Source organism: Aeromonas encheleia (genome assembly GCF_900637545.1).
GTDB lineage: Bacteria > Pseudomonadota > Gammaproteobacteria > Enterobacterales > Aeromonadaceae > Aeromonas > Aeromonas encheleia.
In genome coordinates, this window is record NZ_LR134376.1 from 4,012,828 (window position 1) to 4,028,764 (window position 15,937).

The following is a 15,937-nucleotide window of genomic DNA, read 5'->3' on the forward strand; positions in this document are numbered from 1 at the left end:
GATAGCAATCGCTGTGCCAATGCGCAGCTAAGGTGGGCAAGGAAACAGACCGGGCGTTACATCCCCTTACAACTTGTTGATCCCATTATTATTAATTTCCCTTGTGAGACGGCCACCGGGTTGGTAAAAAACCTGCACTGTCATTGGGGAGTAGCAACCCGCCCGTGATCCGGGCAGGGCTCATGTCAACATTCTTGGATCTTTCGGTCCATGGCATGGGCGGCGATAGCATCTATCGCTCTGCAAGACCTTTGGCCTCGATATGCTAGCCAGCCAGGCGAGCCGTATCGGGTCCATCGGTTGTTCTGCTCGCCTGGCGGTTGCCCATCATGCCGATCACCCTGCTGCTGTTCCTGCTCTCCGCCGTCACCATCTATCTCGCCTGCGAATATTTCGTCAACGGCATCGAGTGGACCGGTCATCACCTCAAATTATCCCAGAGCGCCACCGGCTCCCTGCTTGCCGCCCTCGGCACGGCGTTGCCGGAGTGCATCGTCACCCTGAGCGCCCTGCTGATGGGGGATGCCTCTGCTCAGCAACAGATAGGGATAGGTGCCGCCCTCGGCGGTCCGCTGGTGCTCTCCACCCTGGGTTATGCCGCCGTCGGCCTGACCCTGCTGCTCTGCCTTAGCCCCGAGCAGAGGGTCATCGAGGAGGCAGTGCAACGGGAGACAGGCCGGGATCAACTCTGGTTTGCCGGCATCTTCCTGGTGGCGGTGGCGCTCGGCATGGTGAGCTTCGACGGCAAGGCCTGGCTGGCGCCGCTGTTCGTGCTGATCTATCTGGTCTATGTGCGGCGTGAGCTGAGGCAGACCGACAGCCACGAGGTCTCGTTGCCGGCCCCCCTCAAGCTGGACCCCGGGGCCAGGATCCCGACGCCGGGCAAGGTGTTGCTGCAGACCCTGGGGGCGCTGCTGGCGGTGACGCTGGCGGCTCAACTCTTTGTTCATCAGCTGGAGAGCATGGGCGAACTGCTCGGCCTCTCCCCCGCCTTGGCGGCCCTGTTGCTGAGCCCGGTGGCGACCGAGATGCCGGAGCTGATGAACGTGCTGATCTGGGTGCGCCAGGGCAAGAACCGGCTGGCGCTGGCCAACATCTCCGGCGCCATGATGATCCAGGGCACCATTCCCAAGGCATTCTGCCTGCTGTTCACCCCCTGGCTGCTGGACAGCACCATGCTGGTCTCCTCGCTGGTGACCCTGCTGGCGGTGGTGCTGCTGTGGTGGGGCTTTCGCCGGGGGAGGATGACGGCGGCCAGGCTGGCCTGGGTGGGGCTGGTCTATCTCGCTTTCTGTGGCTGGCTGGGGGTGGGCTGAGGGCGCGCTGGTTTGTGAGCATGACGCCATGAGAAAGGGCAGGATGAGATCCTGCCCTTGTTTATTTTCATGGGGTTATGTCAGCCCCGGAGCCCCGGGATCAGAACTGCTGGAACCAGCGCTGGATCTGGGCCGGATCCTTGCTCTGGGTCAGGGAGAGCATCAGCAGGATGCGCGCCTTCTGCGGGTTCAGGGTGCCGGCGGCCACGAAGCCGTACTTGGCGTCATCGATCTCGGCATCCAGGGTGGTGGCGCCGGTCGGCACGCGGGCGGAACGCACCACCCGGATGCCATCCTTGCTCGCCTTGGCCAGGGTATCGAACAGGGTGTGGTAGAGGTTGCCGTTGCCCACGCCGGCGCTGACGATGCCGTCAAACTTGGCATCCACCATGGCTTTGGCGGGCAGATCGGTGGCGTTGGCGTAGTTGTAGACGATGCCCACCTGCGGCAGCTTGTCGAGCTTGCTCACGTCGAACGGGGTCTTGCTGGTGTGCAGGCGGGCCGGGCTGCGCTGGTAGTCGATCTTGCCGTTGTGGATGTAACCGAGCGGGCCGAAGTTGGGGGCGGCAAAGGTCTGCACCCCTGTGGTGTTGGTCTTGGTGACGTCACGGGCGTCCAGCACGGTGTCGTTCATGGCCACCATGACGCCACGGCCCTTGGATTCGGGATCGGAGGCGGTGACCACTGCGTTGTACAGATTCAGCGGGCCGTCGGCGCTCATGGCGGTGGAGGGGCGCATGGCGCCGACCAGCACCACCGGCTTGTCGCTCTTGACGGTGAGGTTGAGGAAGTAGGCGGTCTCCTCCATGGTGTCGGTGCCGTGGGTGATGACGATGCCATCCACGTCATCCTTGGCCAGCAGTTCATTCACCCGTTTGGCCAGCTTGAGCCACACCTCGTCGTTCATGTCCTGGGAGCCAATCTTGACCACCTGCTCCCCCTGCACCGCGGCGATGTTCTTCATCTCGGGCACGGCGGCGATCAGCGTCTCGATGGCGACCTTGCCAGCCTCGTAGTTGGATTGGGTCGCGGACTGTCCCGCCCCGGCAATGGTGCCGCCCGTCGCCAGGATGTGCACGCTGGGCAGAGCCATGGCCATGGGGGAGAGGGTCATGCCGAGGACGACGGCGAGCAGGGTCTTGCGGATAGGGTGGGTCATGCTGCAATCCTTTTGGGTTAGTTGACTGCAGCATTTTCATCCATTTTGAATCGTTTTTAAGTGATCACTCTCAACAATAAAAACAAGCAAACAGAATATTGGTCTGATTTTTACCCATATAGGGATAAATCACTCCGCACTGAACCCCTTGGCTTCGATCAGCGCGATCAACTCGGCCTTGCTCAGCTCGCTCTCGATGACGGCCTTGCTGCTGCCAAAGTCGACCCGGGCCTGGCTGACGGCGCCCTGGGCCAGCAGGGCCTTCTGCAGACTGGCGGCGCAGCCACCGCAGGACATGCCGGATACTTTGAGTTCTATGGTCATGAGATGTCTCCTCTGTTGATGTGATCTCAGCCTAAAGCTACAGCTAGCGGCAAGGTCAAGCCCCGCTCGTCATCAATAAACATGCCCTGTATTCACCGTCATCCCATCAGTCCCAAGTAGTTCATCAGGGCGGCACCCAGGCTGGTGCTGATCAGCGAGCCCAGGGTGGTGGTGGCGATGACATATTGACGGCGAACACGCCGTCATCGGATGCCTCGCTAGCCCATCAGCCCGAGGTAGTTCATCAGGGCGGCGCCCAGGCTGGTACTGATCAATGAACCGAGCGTGGTGGTGGCGATGATGTTGGCGGCCAGCACGCTGTCGCCGCCCATGGCGCGGGTCATCACATAGCTGGCGGCCGCCGTCGGCGTGGAGCTGATCAGGAACAGAATGCCGAGCGCCTGGGTGCTGAAGCCGAGCGCCCAGGCCCCCACCACCAGTAGCACCGGAATACAGAACAGGCGGTTGGCGGTGGCCCAGCCGGTCAGCGTCGCACCGCCGCGCAGGGCCTTTAGATTGAGGCTGGCACCGGTGCACAGCAGCGCCAACGGCAGGGTCATGTTGGCAAAGTAGTTGCCGGTGGTGATGACCAGTTGCGGCAATTCGATGCCGAGCAGGCCGAAGGGCAGCGCCGAGAGTATGGCAATGATCAGCGGGTTCTTGGCGATCCCCTTCAGGATCGGCCTGATCCCCCGCCCTCCCCCCAGGCTGCGGGTGAGGGTGATGACAGCGAGAATGTTGTAGAGCACCGTCACCGCCCCCACCAGCAGCGCCGCGGCCCCGATCCCCTCTGGGCCATAGGCATTCTGCACATAGGCCAGCCCCATGATCCCCATGTTGCCGCGGAAGCTGCCCTGTACGAAGATGCCGCGCTGGCGCGGCTCCGCGATGAAACGGGACGCCAATGCCTCGAGCACCAGGAAGGCGGCGAGCGTGCCCAGCAAGCCGTAGAGGATGAGCCAGGGACTCGGCATGGTGGAGAAGTCGGTGCGCACCATGCTGAGGAACAGCAGGGCCGGCAGGGTGACCTGGAACACCAGCCGCGAGGCGGACTCGACGAAGCTGTCTGGCAACAGACCGAGGCGCTTGAGCCAGATCCCGAGCAGCAGCACCATGCAGATGGGGCCCGTGATGGAGAGGGAGAAGTGCAGACTTGCCAACAGATCCATGATGCGCGTCCTGTGCGATGCGAGCGGCAGGCCGCCAGCCGGAATGGAGAGGGGAAGAGCCGCCATTCTAACGCCATGGGCTTGTATTCACAGGGGTTAATCACAACAATGTGGGCAATGACCTGCAGCCCTGATGTGGAAAGCACCCGACCTATGGAAAAGAAACTGACCATCCTCGACATCGCCCGTCTCTGTGGCGTCGGCAAGTCGACCGTCTCCCGGGTGCTCAATCAGGATCCCAAGGTCAAGCCACAGACCCGCGAGCGGGTGGAGCAGGTCATAGCCCTGCACGGCTTCGTGCCGAGCAAGTCGGCCAGGGCCATGCGCAACCAGAGTCAGCAGGTGGTGGGCATCATCGTCTCCCGGCTCGATTCCAGCTCGGAAAACCAGGCGGTGCGCGGCATGCTGGAGACCCTCTACGCCCGCGGCTACGACGCCGTGCTGATGGAGAGCAAGTTCTCCCCCGACAAGGTGAGCGAACACCTGGCCGTGCTGGCGCGGCGCGGGGTGGATGGCATCATCCTGTTTGCCTTCAACGATCTCGACTATGCTGCCATGACACCGCTGCGAGAGAGGTTGGTGCTGGTGGCCCGCGAATACCCCGGTTTCTCCTCGGTCTGCTTCGACGATGGGGGGGCGGTGCGCACCATGCTGGCACAGCTGGAAGCACGCGGCGCCCACGACATCGCCTACCTCGGGGTGGATGCCTCGGATCTCACCACCGGTCAGCGTCGGCTGGATGCCTATCTGGCCTACTGCCGGGAGCAGGGTCGCCCACCGCGCTCCGCGCTCGGGGATCTCAGCCTGCAGAGCGGCTACCGGCTGGCGGCCGAGCTGCTCACCCCCACCACCCAGGCGCTGGTCTGCGCCAGCGACACCCTCGCCATGGGCGCGGCCAAATACCTGCAGGAGCAAGGCCGCGGCGAGGTGCTGGTGACCGGCCTTGGCAACAATCCCCTACTCAGCTTCCTGTTTCCCAACGCCCTCAGCCTGGATCTCGGCTACAAGGGCGCGGGGGAGCAAGCCGCACGCCAGCTGCTCGGTCAGATCGAGCAGGGCAGATCGCCGCAAGCCACCATAGCCCCCTGTCAGCTGTTGTGAGCCTCATCACTCGTTGCTGAGCGAAATTCGCACATTCTGTGACTCTCACCACGAAATGGGAACGTTCCCATTTCTGTCGGGAGCGATTGGTAGCATGCTAAATAGGAACTATACCAAGAACACTTGGGTCAGCAGGCTGGCCCTACAGGGTGATGCATACCAAACTCAATAGAGTCACAGAGGGAAGACTCATGTCCAAGATCAACGCACAACATCTGGCCCAGCTTATCGACAAGATCGGCGGCAAGGAGAACATCGCCACCGTCAGCCATTGCCTGACCCGGCTGCGCTTCGTGCTCAATGACCCTACCAAGGCCGACTCCAAGGCCATCGAGACCATACCGGCGGTGAAGGGGAGCTTCACCCAGGGCGGCCAGTTCCAGGTGGTCATCGGCAACGAGGTGGAGCAGTGGTACAAGGCGCTCACCGAGGAGATCGGGGTCAGCGGTGCCAGCAAGGATGCCGCCAAGCAGGCGGCGCGCCACAACATGAACCCGCTGGAGCGCGGCATCTCCCATCTGGCGGAGATCTTCGTGCCGCTGCTGCCCGCCATCATCACCGGCGGTCTGATCTTAGGGTTTCGCAACGTCATCGGCGACATTAAGATGTTCGATGGCAAGACCCTCACCGAGATCAGCCAGTTCTGGGCCCAGGTGCACGCCTTCCTCTGGCTGCTGGGTGAGGCGATCTTCCACTTCCTGCCGGTCGGCGTCTGCTGGTCCGCGGTGAAGAAGATGGGGGGCTCCGAGATCCTGGGGATAGTGCTGGGGATCACGCTCGTCTCGCCGCAGCTGATGAATGCCTACGCCATCGGCCAGCAGGTGCCCGAGGTGTGGGACTTCGGTCTGTTCGTCATCGAGAAGGTGGGCTATCAGGCCCAGGTCATTCCGGCCCTGCTGGCAGGGGTGGCGCTCGCCTATATCGAGACCAACCTCAAGCGTATCATCCCGGCCTATCTCTACCTGGTGATAGTGCCCTTCATCTCCCTGCTGCTGGCGGTGATCCTGGCCCACACCCTGATCGGCCCCTTCGGCCGCTGGATTGGTGAAGGCGTCGGCTTCGCCGCCAAGGCCGCCATGACCGGCTCCTTCGCCCCCATAGGCGCGGCCCTGTTTGGCTTCCTCTACGCCCCCCTGGTCATCACCGGCATCCACCACACCACCAACGCGGTGGACCTGCAGCTGATGCAGAGCATGGGCGGCACCCCGATCTGGCCGCTGATCGCACTGTCCAACATCGCCCAGGCGTCCGCGGTGGTGGGCATCATCCTGATCAGCCGCAAGGAGAACGAGCGGGAGATCTCGGTACCTGCCGCCATCTCAGCCTATCTCGGCGTGACCGAGCCGGCCATGTACGGCATCAACCTCAAGTACAAGTTCCCCATGCTGTGCGCCATGGTGGGCTCGAGCTGCGCGGCCCTCATCTGCGGCTTCGCCGGGGTGATGGCCAATGGCATAGGGGTCGGCGGCCTGCCGGGCATCCTCTCCATCCAGCCGCAATACTGGGCCATCTATGCCGTCGCCATGCTGGTGGCCATAGTGGTGCCTCTGGCGCTGACCCTGCTGGTCTATAAACGCCAGCAGGCGGCCGGCAAGCTGGAACTGTCTGCCGCCTAAGCGGCTGGCACAGAGGCGGAGCTCAGGCTCCGCCATTTTTATCGCCCTTTTTCAATCCGTTACCCGTTTCAACAAGATGAGCGACCCGACCATGAAACAGACTCCCTGGTGGCAGAGTGCCGTGATTTACCAGATCTACCCCAAGAGCTTTCAGGATTCCGGCGCCCGCGGCACCGGCGATCTCAAGGGGATCATGGCCCGCCTCGACTACCTCAAGACCTTAGGGATAGATGCCCTCTGGCTGACCCCGGTCTACGTCTCCCCCCAAATAGACAACGGCTACGACATCGCCGACTACCTGGCCATCGATCCCGCCTACGGCACCATGGCCGATTTCGAGGCGCTGCTGGCGGCGGCCCACGAGCGCGGCATCCGCATCGTGATGGATATAGTGGTGAACCACACCTCCACCGAGCACGCCTGGTTCAAATCCGCCATGGGGGATAAGCACAGTCCCTATCGCGACTACTACATCTGGCAAGATCCTGTGGCGGGCGGCGTGCCCAACAACTGGCAGTCCAAGTTTGGCGGCAGTGCCTGGGAGCTGGACCCCGCTACCGGCCAGTATTATCTGCACCTGTTTGCCCGCGAGCAGGCGGATCTGAACTGGGAGAATCCGGCGGTGCGGGCCGAGGTGAAGAAGGTCATCCACTTCTGGGCCGACAAGGGGGTCGATGGCTTCCGGCTCGACGTCATCAACCTCATCTCCAAGGATCAGGCCTTCCCGAACGACGACCTGGGCGATGGCCGCCGCTTCTACACCGACGGGCCGCGCATTCACGAATTCCTGCAGGATATCAGCCGCGATGTCTTCGCCCCGGTGGGCGCCATGACGGTGGGCGAGATGTCCTCCACCTCGCTGGCGCACTGCCAGCGCTACGGCGCGCTGGATGGCTCAGAGCTCTCCATGGTGTTCAACTTCCATCATCTGAAGGTCGACTACCCGAACGGTGACAAGTGGACCAAGGCGCCGTTCGATTTCCTCGAGCTCAAGCGCATCTTCAACCACTGGCAGAGCGGCATGCACGGCAAGGCCTGGTCGGCCCTGTTCTGGTGCAACCACGATCAGCCGCGCATCGTCTCCCGCTTCGGCGACGAGGGCGAGCACAGAGTGGCGGCCGCCAAGATGCTGGCCAGCACGCTGCACGGCCTGCAGGGCACCCCCTACATCTATCAGGGGGAGGAGATCGGCATGATCAACCCCGGCTATGGCAGCATCCATGACTATCAGGATGTGGAGAGTCGCAACATCTTCGCCATCAAGCAGGGCGAAGGGGTGCCAGAGGCGGAGATCCTCGCCATTCTCGGCGCCAAGTCGCGGGACAACTCCCGCACGCCCATGCAGTGGAGCGTCGCCACCAACGCCGGTTTTACCAAAGGCACCCCCTGGCTCAAACCCGCCGCCAACTACCCCGAGATCAATGCCGAGGCCGCGCTGGCCGACGCCGACTCGGTGTTCTGGCACTACCGGGATCTGATTGCCCTGCGCAAGGCGCACCCCATCTTCACTCAGGGGGATTATCAGGAGCTGCTGCCGGGCCACGAGCGCCTCTGGGCCTATAGCCGCAGCTGGCATGGCCAACGCCTGCTGGTGGTGAGCAACTTCTACGGCGAGCCAGCGGACTTTGCCCTGCCCGAAGGGATGCAAGCCGGCGAGGGACGCCTGCTGCTTGGCAACTACCCGGACAGCCCGACCCGACTGCAGTCTTGCCGGCTGCGGCCCTATGAATCCCTGATCTGGCTGGTGGAGTAGATGATGACTGAGGCAACGACTATGGTGACAACCCAGTCGCAACAGGGGACTCAGCCACAGCCAGAACGTGGCCAGGAATGGCACAAGATGGTGGCGGGGCAGCCCTATGATGCGGCTGACCCCGAGCTCAAGGCTGCGCGCGAGCGCTGCCGCTTCCTCTATCACAGCTTCAACACCTGTTGGCAGGAGAAACCCGAGCGGGACGCCCTGCTGCGCGAGTTGCTCGGCAGCCGCGGCGCTTCCTGTGCCATCAACCCGCCCTTCTTCTGCGACTATGGCGCCAATATCTTTGTGGGTGAGAACTTCTACGCCAACGTCAACTGCACCATCCTCGACGTGTGCGAGGTGCATATCGGCGATAACGTGCTGCTGGCGCCCGGGGTGCAGATCTACACCGCCGCCCACCCGATCGCGGTGGTGCCACGGGTGGCCGGGGTCGAGTTCGGCAAGCCGGTGCGGATCGGCGATAACGTCTGGATCGGCGGCAGCACAGTGATCTGCCCCGGCGTCACCATAGGCGACAACAGCGTCATCGGCGCCGGCTCAGTGGTGACCAGGGATATTCCGGCCAATGTGGTCGCCGTCGGCAATCCCTGCAAGGTGCTAAGGCCCATGACGGCGGAGGAGCTGGCAGTGATGGGCCCTGCGGAGGCGTAGTGAACCTGTATCGAACGATGACAAAGGCGCCATAGAGGTGCCTTTGTCATTTCCGATGAAGGACCTGGTGCAGGCCCCTGCCTCGCTAGGTAAACACCGGACCAAAGCCAGAGCCCCACAGAACGGCGGTGGTCGCCAGCACGCAGACCAGCAGCACCAATCCGACCGTGACCACAGAGCTGGCATAGATGAACCCCTGCTCCTTGGGAATGTGCATCAGGATAGGGACGCCGACATAGAGCAGGTAGACGGAGTAGCTGAGCCCGATGAGGCCGATGATCATGACGAACCAGAGATGGGGGTAGAAGGCCGATAGCCCGACCATGAACAGCGGGGTGGAGGTATAGGCTGCCAGCTCGAGTGTCGTCGTGTAACTGGGGTCGGAGCCGAAGGTGTGACCCATCCAGTGCGCCAGATAGGCCAGGGCAAACACCCCTATGACCAGCGCCACGTACATGGCCACCGACAGCATGAAGGCGCTGTCCGAGGTCAGGGTGATGGGATCGCCTACACCTATGCTCCAGCCGATATGGACGGCGGAGTAATAGGCGCAGACTGACGGGATAAGGGCCACGATAAGAATATGGGTCAGACTGTTTCTGAAACTGTCGTGCGCCTCGTCTATGGTATGCCATTCGGTGTGAGGATGGGCATACAATCCCCATAAGTGGTTTAATATCATAGCGTTATTCCTTTTCAGCTTGGATTGTGAATCGTCGTATACCGCTCGCGCTCCTCTCTATCATTGTTGCATCGCTCGACGGGCCGTCCATTGCAACCGCTACGGCTAGCTTTAAATAAAGCTGCTCCCCTCCCCGGGCGTCAAGGAAGGAACCGGGAACCACAGAAACAGAAAAGCCCGGCGTTGCGGCCGGGCTCTTGAATTGCGCTCTGGGATTTGGCTTGCAGCGGTGATATGCGGAGCTGCAGCCCACAATGCAACGCTCGAACCGCTCGTCACAACCACCTTTCCTGGCCAGCCACGGCTCTGCATTGCGGATAAGCAAAAGGGGATGCCATGGCATCCCCTCTTCGCATTATCTGAGCTGAGTCAGATTACTGCTGTACTTCCTGCACGCCGGAGACGCGGACTTCGACGCGACGGTCCGGGGACAGGCAGGAGACCAGCTGATCCTTGGCGGTGATGCCATCGCACTGGGTGCCGGTTACCGGGTCGGCTTCGCCACGACCTTCGATGGAGATCTTGCTGGTGGCCAGACCCTTGCTCACCAGGAAGTCTGCGACGGTGCGGGCACGCGCCTCGGACAGCTGCTGGTTGTAAGCCTCGGAACCGATACGGTCGGTGTAACCGACAACGACGGCGCTGCCATCTTTCGGCTGGAATTCAACGATTTGCTGATACAGACCGTTCAGGGCTTCAACCCCTTCCGGCTTCAGTTCTGCCTTGCCAAAGGCAAACAGCACGTCTGAGTTCAGGGCAAAGTTCTTCTCGACAACCACAGGGGCCGCTTCTGCAACGACGGGTGCAGCAACAGGCTCAACGTAGGAGGTGCGGAACGGGTGATATACCGCTTCCAGCGTCGCTACACTCTGGTTGGACTTGTACTGCTCGCCAGTGGAGGTGGTCAGGTCAGCCACGTCCCACATGTAGCGGTAGCGCGCCTGCAGATCCAGCGCATCGTTCAGCTTGTAGGTCAGACCGATACCGGCCAACGGGGAGACACGGGTGTCACTGTTGTCCAGACCATCGGTGTGGGCCCAGTAGGCACCGGCTTCACCGAACAGGGAGAAATCTTCGCTCAGCGGCAGACGGGCGATACCGGACAGGGTGGCGCCCTGGTTCTCATAGCGCTCGCCATCGGTGCTGCCACGGCCGGCGTACTGGTAACCCAGTTCGGCACCGAAGGTTTCGTTGAAGTTGTAACCCATGAAGAGGTTGGTGGCAGTCGCATCTTCGGTACCATCTTCGACAGCCGCGTTATTCAGGCCGTTGAAGTGGGTGGCACCGATACCGGCACCAAAATAGATGTCGTCGGTAGCGTGAGCTGCAGTGCTTGCCAATGCCAGTGCAATCCAGACAGGAGTCAGTCGTAAGTTCATCGTATAGCCTCATCAATGCTAAATGGTGGGCGTTCAGCCCTTGTTATGTATGGCCGCCATTCTATAGGCGAAATCATGTACAGGACCTTAAGCGCAGAGACTATTTACCACTCATTTTACTGTTTGTTTTTCATGCACTTCTCGGCTTTAACCAGAAAAACGTTTTTACTCAATAACGGGCTTCTTATGCCCTGGGATGTTAGTGATGTATGGTGACTGAGTGAATAACCATGGGCTCCTCCTACTGGACTTGAACCAGTGACACATGGATTAACAGCCTGCCGTTCTACCGACTGGAATAAGGAGGATATATGCCTTTAGTAGCGGATATACGGGCCACCATCATCCCGATAGAAGGGCCCAGAAGAAATTGAGGCGGCGGCCAGCGAAGCTCCGGCTCTTAAAGACGGTATCAAGAAAAAGAGGGGTCTGCGATATATCGAGAGCGCCCAGCAAACCTGTCCCCAGATCAGCCAACAGTGAAAAACAGGCAAAGAAAAAGCCCAGCTTTGCAGCTGGGCTTTTGTGTTGGCTCCTCCTACTGGACTTGAACCAGTGACATACGGATTAACAGTCCGCCGTTCTACCGACTGAACTAAGGAGGAATTGTACTTTGGATGCAAGATATCGCTATCTCATCATCCTTAATTGGTGCCCAGAGACGGAATCGAACCGCCGACACGGGGATTTTCAATCCCCTGCTCTACCGACTGAGCTATCTGGGCAAATGGTGCCGGCTACCGGAATCGAACTGGTGACCTACTGATTACAAGTCAGTTGCTCTACCTACTGAGCTAAGCCGGCACACTTTAAACCACTGTGCATGAACACATTTTCACTTCATGGCACCAAAACTTGGTGCCCAGAGACGGAATCGAACCGCCGACACGGGGATTTTCAATCCCCTGCTCTACCGACTGAGCTATCTGGGCGTGGGCGCTATTAAACGGATTTTAGGGCGGGTGGTCAACGGGAAATTTCACTTTCCGTCTCGTTCGTCTCTTTTTTGCGCAGCATCGCCCGTTTTTATCACTTCCGCAGGTGAAGCCACCTCCCGACGGCCCCAGAGTCGAGATTCCTCTCCCTTCAACAGGCGGGTGATGTTCTCGTGATGGCGGATCAGAATGAGGCAGGAGAGCAAGGAGACCGGCAGGGTGTATTCCGGTTTGAGCAGGTAGGTGAAGAGCGGGGTCAGCAGCACGGTGACGATGGAGGCCAGCGACGAATAGCCGCTCACCAGCAGCACCAGCAGCCAGGTGGCGATCGCCGCGCCCCCCATGGCAAAACCGATGGGCAGCATGGTACCCAGTGCCGTGGCGACGCCCTTGCCACCCCGGAAGTGAAAGAAGATGGGATACATGTGACCGAGACAGGCCGCCACACCGATGAAGCCGAGGTAGATGGGCTTGATCTGCAGATACCAGGCGAGGTAGACGGGCGCCGTGCCCTTGAGCACATCGAGCAGCAGCACGACCAGCGCCGCCATCCGCCCGCCGAGGCGCAGCACATTGGTCGCCCCCGGGTTGTGGGAGCCATGATCGCGAGGATCCGGCAGCCCCCTGATGCGGGAGACCAGCACGGCACTGGACAGCGAGCCGCCCAGATAGGCCAGAATAATCATCAAAATCGTCAGGGCCGTCATCTTGGTCGTTTTTACCACGATATGAATGGGGTATGATGCGGGCCACATTCTCTGGCTTGGGGTTGCCCAACAGCGTGTCGCCCAAACCGACCGTCAGCAGCAATCTGCTGGCCAGACCTGCATCCCTGCGCTGTTCTCACAGCCCATCAAGAGTAAAGAAGAAGTACTGTCATGGACAAGGTGTTTATTCGCGGACTCGAGGTTTTGACCACCATAGGGGTATATGAGTGGGAGAAAGGCATTCGCCAGAAGCTCTGTTTCGATCTCGAGATGGGCTTTGACAACCGCCCCGCCGCCGCAACCGACGATATCAAGCTGGCATTGGATTATGCCACCCTCTCACGCAAGATCTGTGATCACGCCGCCGGCACCATAGTCGAGCTGGTCGAGACCATGGCCGAGCAGGTCGCCGCCCTGGTGCTGGCCGATGAGCGGGTGCAGTGGGTCAGGGTCGTGCTGACCAAACCGGGCGCCGTGCCCAACGCCGCCGGCGTCGGCGTCGAGATCCTGCGCCACCGCGCCCCGGCCGCGAGTGCCCAGTGATGGGCATTCGTACCGATGACGATCAGGGCGGTGACAGCATGACCCGCATCTACATCAGCCTGGGCTCCAACATCGAGCGGGAGCGCCATATCCGGGCCGGGCTCGATGCCCTGCAGGCCGAATTTGGCGAGCTTGAGGTCTCCCGGGTGTTCGAGAGCGAGGCGGTGGGCTTTGCCGGCCGCCCCTTCTACAACCTGGTGGTGGGTGCCGACACCGAGCTGCCGCTGGCGACCCTGTGCCAGCGCCTACGGGCCGTGGAGTTCGCCCATGGCCGCGAGCCGGACGCCAAGAAGTTCGCCCCGCGCACCCTGGATCTGGACCTGCTGCTCTATGGGGATCTGGTCTGCGAGGATCCGGTGGCACTGCCCCGCGGCGAGATCCTCAGCAACGCCTTCGTGCTGTGGCCGCTGGCCGAGCTGGCCCCCAGCCTGCGCCATCCCACCGATGGCCGTACCCTGGGGGATCTGTGGCAAGCCTACGACAAGGCATCGCAGCGACTCAGCCCCATTCCCTTCCACTGGGTGGCGTACGAGTTGCAGCCTCACTGAAGCACAAGGGCGCCTCGCGGTGCCCTTGTGCTTATCGGCCATCAGAAAGAGTGATTGGGCCCAAGCCCCGGCGACTGGCAGCATGGCCCTGACACAGGAGAGCACAATGCCACTCGATACCATTCATGACTTCAACTGCCAGCTGCTGAGCACTCTGCCCCACCAGCGCTATCAACACGAACCCATCCTGGATTACGCCACCGACGAGCGGGTCAAGGCGCGCCTCGGCTGGCAGGCGGAATTCAGCAAGACTCTGTTCCTCAAGTTCAAGGATGGCCGCTTCGCCCTGCTGCTGACCCACAGGGACGGGCGGCTGGATAACAAGGCGGTCAAGGCCAGCCTGGGGGCCAAGCCCTCCATCTGCACACCACAGGAGATGCAGGCGGAGATCGGCTGCCTGCCGGGGGCCGTCTGCCCCTTCCTGCCCCGTGCCGACATCCCGCTGCTGGTGGACTCCGCCCTGCTGGCCCACCACGCCTTCACCTGGACCCCGGGCCACCCGGAGCAGACCTTCCTGCTGGCGACCGAGCACCTGACCACCCTGCTGGCGGCCCTGCCCTGCCAGGTCAGCTACCTGCCCGTGGCGCAGGCCTGATCACTGCTTTTCATCTGACCGAACGGGGCCGCGAGGCCCCGCTCACCCCTGCTCCTTCCTGGCCAGCTGGGCGAAGATCAGCGCCGCCAGCATGGACATCAGGCCGATGCAGAGATAGGTCAGGTGGAAGCCACCCAGCCACTGCTCACTGCCCTCTGCCGGCTGCCCGGCGGAGAATAGCCCGAGCAGGCTGGCGGCGATGGCCACCCCCAGGCTCATGGAGAGCTGCATCACCACCGACAGCAGGCCGTTGCCGCTGCTGGCATGGTCGGCGCTCAAGTCCTGCAGCGTCAGGGTGTTCATGGCGGAGAATTGCAGCGAGTTGATGGCGCCGAACACCATCAGCCAGCCCAGCAGCAGCCAGTGCGGCACCTGGTTGTCGATGAGGGAGAAGCTGGCGATCAGCACCCCCAGCGCCAGGGTGTTGACGATCAGGATGCGGCGATAACCCACCTTGGGGATCAGCTTGTTGACCAGGGTCTTGGTCAGCATGGCGCCGATCACCGTGGGGATCATGGTCATGCCCGCCTTGCTCGGCGAGAAGCCCAGCCCCAGCTGCAGGAACAGCGGGGTGAGGAAGGGCATGGCGCCGCTGCCGAGGCGGGCAAACAGGTTGCCCCAGATGCCGATGGCAAAGGTCGAGGTCTGGAACAGCGCCAGGCTGAACAGCGGCTGCTCGGTGTTGGCCGCATAGAGCCAGTAACTCGCCATGGCCGCCAGGCCAAACAGCACCGCAAACAGCGCCCAACCGGTGGAGATGCTGTGTTCACCCAGCCCCTGCAGGCCGACCGAGACCAGCACCATGCCGGCGCTGAACAGCACAAAGCCCTGCCAGTCGAAGCGGGCGGTGTGCTGACGCAGATCCGGCATGAAACTCCAGCTGGCGATGAAACCTATCACCCCCACCGGCAGGTTGATGAGGAACACCCAGTGCCAGCTCGCCACCTCCACCAGCCAACCCCCCAGCGCCGGGCCGAGCAACGGCCCCAGCAAACCCGGGATGGTGACGAAGGACATCACCCGCAGCAGCTCATGCTTGCTGTAGACCCGCAGCACGGCGAGGCGCCCTATGGGCATCAGCAAAGCTCCGCCCACCCCTTGCAGCACCCGGGCGGCGACCAGCATGGGCAGGCTGTTGGCCGCGGCACAGGCCAGGGAGCCCAGGGTGAACAGCAGTATGGCCGCCAGGTAGACGCGGCGGGTGCCGAATCTGTCCGCCAGCCAGCCGGAGGCGGGGATGAGCAGCGCCACCGTCAGCATGTAGGCGATGATCACCGACTGCATCTGCAGCGGGCTCTCCCCCAACGCCGCGGCCATGCTGGGCAAGGCGGTGTTGAGTATGGTGCCATCGAGTGTCTGCATGAAGAAGCCGACCGCGGTCAGCAGGGGCAGCCACTTGCGTTGGGCAGGGGTAACCAGGTGCGAGTGTTCGGGCATGGGCAGCAACCTCTCC

15 protein-coding genes, 5 tRNA genes and 1 riboswitch are annotated in these 15,937 nt (G+C 61.9%); of the genes, 8 read left to right on the top strand and 12 right to left on the bottom strand.

What is annotated here, in order from left to right:
- Window positions 1-131: 131 nt before the first annotated feature.
- A riboswitch (yybP-ykoY riboswitch) is annotated at window positions 132-241 on the top strand.
- Window positions 242-329: 88 nt separating this feature from the next.
- Window positions 330-1,316: a sodium:calcium antiporter gene (locus tag EL255_RS18585; RefSeq protein WP_042653318.1), complete on the top strand. Its 987-nt coding sequence runs from the start codon at window positions 330-332 to the stop codon at window positions 1,314-1,316.
- Between the two features lie 100 nt (window positions 1,317-1,416).
- On the opposite strand, the gene ansB is transcribed toward EL255_RS18585, so the two are convergent.
- The 3 genes from ansB to EL255_RS18600 form a co-directional block, all read right to left on the bottom strand.
- Window positions 1,417-2,475: an L-asparaginase 2 gene (ansB, locus tag EL255_RS18590; protein WP_042653181.1), complete on the bottom strand. Its 1,059-nt coding sequence runs from the start codon at window positions 2,473-2,475 to the stop codon at window positions 1,417-1,419.
- A 129-nt stretch (window positions 2,476-2,604) separates the two neighbouring features.
- A complete protein-coding gene (locus EL255_RS18595) occupies window positions 2,605-2,799 on the bottom strand; it encodes a heavy-metal-associated domain-containing protein (protein WP_042653182.1) in 195 nt (64 codons plus the stop codon).
- A 218-nt stretch (window positions 2,800-3,017) separates the two neighbouring features.
- Entirely contained in the window at window positions 3,018-3,968 is a 951-nt protein-coding gene (locus EL255_RS18600; protein ID WP_042653183.1) for an AEC family transporter, read from the bottom strand.
- A 153-nt stretch (window positions 3,969-4,121) separates the two neighbouring features.
- On the opposite strand from EL255_RS18600, the gene treR reads away from it, so the two are divergent.
- The 4 genes from treR (at window position 4,122) to EL255_RS18620 (ending at window position 9,095) form a co-directional block, all read left to right on the top strand.
- Window positions 4,122-5,069, top strand: coding sequence for a trehalose operon repressor TreR (gene treR / locus EL255_RS18605; protein WP_042653184.1), 948 nt, complete (start codon window positions 4,122-4,124; stop codon window positions 5,067-5,069).
- A gap of 191 nt (window positions 5,070-5,260) precedes the next feature.
- Window positions 5,261-6,685: a PTS trehalose transporter subunit IIBC gene (gene treB, locus EL255_RS18610; RefSeq protein WP_042653185.1), complete on the top strand. Its 1,425-nt coding sequence runs from the start codon at window positions 5,261-5,263 to the stop codon at window positions 6,683-6,685.
- A 91-nt stretch (window positions 6,686-6,776) separates the two neighbouring features.
- Window positions 6,777-8,438, top strand: a complete 1,662-nt coding sequence (treC, locus tag EL255_RS18615; RefSeq protein ID WP_042653186.1) for an alpha,alpha-phosphotrehalase — start codon at window positions 6,777-6,779, stop codon at window positions 8,436-8,438.
- Between the two features lie 21 nt (window positions 8,439-8,459).
- The gene (locus tag EL255_RS18620; RefSeq protein WP_042653187.1) at window positions 8,460-9,095 is read left to right on the top strand and encodes a sugar O-acetyltransferase; all 636 of its coding nucleotides are present in this window, start codon (window positions 8,460-8,462) and stop codon (window positions 9,093-9,095) included.
- Window positions 9,096-9,180: 85 nt separating this feature from the next.
- Here the strand turns inward: EL255_RS18620 and EL255_RS18625 are convergent, their stop codons facing one another.
- The 8 genes from EL255_RS18625 to plsY all read right to left on the bottom strand — a co-directional run bounded on the left by EL255_RS18625 (window position 9,181) and on the right by plsY (window position 12,798).
- Window positions 9,181-9,777, bottom strand: a complete 597-nt coding sequence (locus tag EL255_RS18625; protein WP_042653188.1) for a Yip1 family protein — start codon at window positions 9,775-9,777, stop codon at window positions 9,181-9,183.
- 374 nt (window positions 9,778-10,151) lie between these two features.
- A complete protein-coding gene (locus EL255_RS18630) occupies window positions 10,152-11,156 on the bottom strand; it encodes an OmpA family protein (RefSeq protein ID WP_042653189.1) in 1,005 nt (334 codons plus the stop codon).
- A gap of 235 nt (window positions 11,157-11,391) precedes the next feature.
- Window positions 11,392-11,464 (bottom strand) — tRNA-Asn (locus EL255_RS18635).
- Between the two features lie 221 nt (window positions 11,465-11,685).
- Window positions 11,686-11,761 (bottom strand) — tRNA-Asn (locus tag EL255_RS18640).
- Window positions 11,762-11,805: 44 nt separating this feature from the next.
- A tRNA-Phe gene (locus tag EL255_RS18645) sits at window positions 11,806-11,881 on the bottom strand.
- 3 nt (window positions 11,882-11,884) lie between these two features.
- A tRNA-Thr gene (locus EL255_RS18650) sits at window positions 11,885-11,960 on the bottom strand.
- Between the two features lie 52 nt (window positions 11,961-12,012).
- A tRNA-Phe gene (locus tag EL255_RS18655) sits at window positions 12,013-12,088 on the bottom strand.
- A gap of 47 nt (window positions 12,089-12,135) precedes the next feature.
- Entirely contained in the window at window positions 12,136-12,798 is a 663-nt protein-coding gene (gene plsY, locus EL255_RS18660) for a glycerol-3-phosphate 1-O-acyltransferase PlsY (protein ID WP_042641224.1), read from the bottom strand.
- Window positions 12,799-12,969: 171 nt separating this feature from the next.
- On the opposite strand from plsY, the gene folB reads away from it, so the two are divergent.
- The 3 genes from folB to EL255_RS18675 all read left to right on the top strand — a co-directional run bounded on the left by folB (window position 12,970) and on the right by EL255_RS18675 (window position 14,484).
- Window positions 12,970-13,341, top strand: coding sequence for a dihydroneopterin aldolase (folB, locus tag EL255_RS18665; protein ID WP_042653191.1), 372 nt, complete (start codon window positions 12,970-12,972; stop codon window positions 13,339-13,341).
- A gap of 38 nt (window positions 13,342-13,379) precedes the next feature.
- Entirely contained in the window at window positions 13,380-13,889 is a 510-nt protein-coding gene (gene folK / locus EL255_RS18670; protein ID WP_042653319.1) for a 2-amino-4-hydroxy-6-hydroxymethyldihydropteridine diphosphokinase, read from the top strand.
- A 106-nt stretch (window positions 13,890-13,995) separates the two neighbouring features.
- Window positions 13,996-14,484, top strand: coding sequence for a YbaK/EbsC family protein (locus tag EL255_RS18675; RefSeq protein WP_042641447.1), 489 nt, complete (start codon window positions 13,996-13,998; stop codon window positions 14,482-14,484).
- Window positions 14,485-14,526: 42 nt separating this feature from the next.
- On the opposite strand, the gene mdtD is transcribed toward EL255_RS18675, so the two are convergent.
- Window positions 14,527-15,921 carry a multidrug transporter subunit MdtD gene (mdtD, locus tag EL255_RS18680; protein ID WP_042653320.1) on the bottom strand — a complete coding sequence of 465 codons (1,395 nt, stop codon included), beginning with the start codon at window positions 15,919-15,921 and terminating at the stop codon, window positions 14,527-14,529.
- Window positions 15,922-15,937 lie beyond the last annotated feature (16 nt).